Origin of the sequence: Clostridium sp. UBA1652, assembly GCF_002320975.1 — a bacterium.
In the GTDB taxonomy this organism is placed as follows: Bacteria; Bacillota; Clostridia; order Clostridiales; family Clostridiaceae; genus Clostridium_T; species Clostridium_T intestinale.
Map to the genome: position 1 here is coordinate 1 of NZ_DCLI01000013.1, position 3,660 is coordinate 3,660.

The following is a 3,660-nucleotide window of genomic DNA, read 5'->3' on the forward strand; positions in this document are numbered from 1 at the left end:
TATATAAATTAGAGGGGAAAATAAATGGTAATAACTACATTGGTTGAAAACTCAACAGTATCAAAAAAGTATATAAATAAACATGGATTATGTATTCATTTAAAAACAGATAAGCATAATATTTTATTTGATTTAGGTCCGGATGATACATTTATAAAAAATGCAAAGAAGCTAAATATTGATATTAAAGATGTTGATATTGTAATTATATCTCATGGGCATAAGGATCATGGTGGTGGGTTAAAAGCATTTATAGATTATAACGATAAAGCTCAAATTTATATTAGTAAGTATGGATTTGAAAATTACTATGCTTCATTTTTAAAATATATAAAATTTTATATAGGTTTAGATAAAGAATTAAAAGAAAACAAAAGAATAATACTAACTGATGAAATATACTATGTGGACGAAGAAATAATCTTAGTATCCAGTATTACAGGAGGTTTGTTAACTCCCAAAGGTAATAGAAATCTATTGATTAAAGATAAAGAGGAGTTCATTTTAGATAAATTTAAGCATGAGCAACATTTAATACTAAAAGAAAATAGCAAAAGTATTTTAATTTCAGGATGTTCACATACTGGAATATTAAATATTTTACAAGAATCAGAAGAGAAAAGTGGATTGAAAATTGAACTGATAATAGGTGGATTGCATTTATATAATCCAATAAACAAGAGAACCGAGGATTTAAGATTTATTGCTGAATTAGGAAATAGATTACGTAATAAAAATATTAAAATTTATACATGTCATTGTACAGGGGTAAAAGCATTTGAGTTATTAAAGAATATTTTAGGAAACAATATAAAAAATATAAAAACAGGACAAGTCATGGAGTTAATAAATGAGGGCGTAACCTTTACTTACTGACTATAAAATATCAACATTAGCTAAAAAGAGCATAATTTGAAAATAATATGGAGGACATATATGAGTTTAGGAGTTATACAAAAACCAAAAATATTAATATATGGTTCAGGAGCTATTGGTAGTATATTTGGAGGCAAGTTAGCTTTTTCAGGAATTGATATCACAATGTTAGCTAGGGGTAATCGTCTTAAGGAACTAAAAGAAAATGGTATAATTATAGAAAATGCAATTAGTGGAGTAAGGGAACAAGTTGGCGTTTCTGTTATTAAAGAGCTTAAAGAAGACGATATATACGATTATATTATTGTTGCTGTACAAAATACACAAATAGATAGTATACTGCCCATATTGTCTAAAAATAAAAGTTTAAACATAGTTTTTATAGTAAATAATCCTTGTGGTTATAAAAAATATATTGATTCAGTGGGGTATGAAAGAATATTAATAGGGTTTCCATCAGCAGGAGGAGAAAGAAATAATGGAATTGTAAAGTATTATATTGGTAAAGGTATTGCAAAGCTGTTCCAATCTACTACATTTGGAGAGCTAAGTGGAGAAAAGACAGAGAGACTAATGAAATTACTACATATTTTTAGAAAGGCAGGATTTTCACCAAGCATAAACAGGAATATGAATGATTGGCAAAAAATTCATGTTGCTGTTGTAGTTTCAATAGGAGAAGCTTTATATAAGTTTGATTCTAATAACTATAAGTTAGCAAAGTCACCTGAAACATTAAAAGTAATGATAATGTCAATTAGAGAGAGATTTGAATTGTTAAAACAAAGAGGGGTTAGGATTAATCCATGGAAATTAAATTTTTTCTACTTACCAACTTTTTTATTAGTACCAATTTTTTCTATAGTAATGAATACCAAAATAGCTGAATTTGCTATGGCAAAGCATACAATAGTAGCTAAAGATGAAATGCTAGTATTAGAAAAACTTTTACTAGAAATTTTAAATAATAAAGAATAAATATATATCTAATATAATTAACGAGACTGTAATAGCTATTTTTAAAAATTCTAGTATCAGCCTCGTTTTATATTTTGATTAGTTTTTATATATTTTAAGTATTCTCATAGCATTAATTATAGCAATAAGCGATACTCCTACATCTGCAAAAACAGCTTCCCACATAGAAGCTATCCCAAATGCTCCTAATATTAAAAATATTCCTTTGACACCTAATGCAAATGCTATATTTTGTAATACAATGCGTTTTGTTATCCGAGAAATATCTATAGCAGAAACAAGTTTTGATGGTTCATCTGTCATTAGAACTACGTCAGCAGCTTCTATTGCAGCATCTGAGCCAAGACCTCCCATAGCTATTCCTATATCAGCTCTAGCCAAAACCGGGGCATCATTAATTCCATCTCCAATAAATGCAAGCTTACCTTTAGGTGATTTTTGTTTGTCTAATAACTCTAATTGTTCAACTTTTTGATCAGGAAGAAGTTGTGAATGTACTTCATCAATATTAAGTTCTTTTGCTATAGCTTCAGCAATTTGAGTATTATCTCCAGTAAGCATAACAGTTTTACGTATACCTTTAGCTTTCAAATTAGTTATTGCTTCACGGCTATCAGGTTTAATTTCATCAGATATAACTATAGATCCAACAAATACATTATCTACTGAAATATATATTTTTGTTCCTATTTCAGTATTTTCTTCAAAGGATATTTTATTAAGTTTCATTAGTTTATCATTCCCAGCCAAGATTTCTAGACCATCAGATTTTACACGTATACCATGACCAGATATTTCTTCATAATCATGAATAGACTCTTTAGAAACAGTAGTACCAAATGCTTTTAATATAGAAATAGCAATGGGATGATTTGAAAAAGCTTCTGCCTTAGCTGCAAGAGCAAGGAGATCTGCTTCAGTAATATTTCCAAAGGGGTTTATTGAGTTTACTACAAAAACTCCTTTAGTTAAAGTTCCAGTTTTATCAAACACAATAGTATCAATGTTATTAAGAGCTTCTAGATAGTTGCTGCCTTTAACAAGTATACCTCGTCTGGATGCTGCGCCTATACCTCCGAAAAAGCCAAGAGGTATAGAAATTACTAAAGCGCAAGGACAGGATATAACTAAAAAAATTAGCCCTCTATTAATCCACTCAGACCAAGCTCCATTCATAAACAAGGGGGGTATAAGAGCAAGTAGAAGAGCTAATATGACGACTACTGGAGTATAATATCTAGAGAAAGTAGTAATAAAGTTTTCAGATGGAGCTTTTTTACTACTTGCATTTTCTACAAGATCTATAATTTTTGCAACTGTGGATTCTCCAAATTCCTTTGTAACTTCAATGGTGAGTACTCCGCTTTGATTAATGCATCCAGCTAAGACAGATTCACCTTGTTTTACTGTTCTAGGAACAGATTCACCAGTTAGTGCACTTGTATCAACCATAGAGTCACCGTCTAATATAGTTCCATCCAGAGGAATCTTTTCTCCTGGTTTTACTACAATAGTATCACCTATTTTTATAATATCGGGAGATACAATTTTGATATCAGCGCCTTGTTTAAGATTTGCATAGTCAGGTCGAATATCCATAAGAGAAGTTATGGATTTTTTCGATTTACGAACTGCTGCATCTTGAAAATACTCTCCAATCTGATAGAATAGCATAACAGCTACCCCTTCAGCATAATCACCAATAGCAAATGCGCCAATAGTTGCAATACTCATAAGAAAATTTTCATCAAAAATTTGTCCTTTTAAGATATTTTTAATTGCTTGAAGAACTACTTCCCCTCCAAG

At 30.0% G+C, this 3,660-nt stretch carries 3 protein-coding genes; 2 read left to right on the forward strand and 1 reads right to left on the reverse strand.

Translation table 11 applies throughout. The features are described 5' to 3' along the window. The first annotated feature begins 24 nt into the window (after positions 1 to 24). Entirely contained in the window at positions 25 to 876 is an 852-nt protein-coding gene (locus B3N22_RS01455) for an MBL fold metallo-hydrolase (protein ID WP_286904320.1), read from the forward strand. A 60-nt stretch (positions 877 to 936) separates the two neighbouring features. Next, a complete protein-coding gene (locus tag B3N22_RS01460; RefSeq protein ID WP_286904321.1) occupies positions 937 to 1,854 on the forward strand; it encodes a ketopantoate reductase family protein in 918 nt (305 codons plus the stop codon). Between the two features lie 78 nt (positions 1,855 to 1,932). On the opposite strand, the gene B3N22_RS01465 is transcribed toward B3N22_RS01460, so the two are convergent. Further along, the coding region (locus tag B3N22_RS01465; RefSeq protein WP_286904322.1) for a heavy metal translocating P-type ATPase at positions 1,933 to 3,660 on the reverse strand (1,728 nt) is incomplete at its 5' end.

What these genes read in the sequence shown, in the direction of transcription:
- B3N22_RS01455 (WP_286904320.1), top strand. Translation starts at nt 25, where the DNA reads ATGGTAATAACTACATTGGTTGAAAACTCAACAGTATCAAAAAAGTAT.
- B3N22_RS01460 (WP_286904321.1), top strand. Translation starts at nt 937, where the DNA reads ATGAGTTTAGGAGTTATACAAAAACCAAAAATATTAATATATGGTTCA.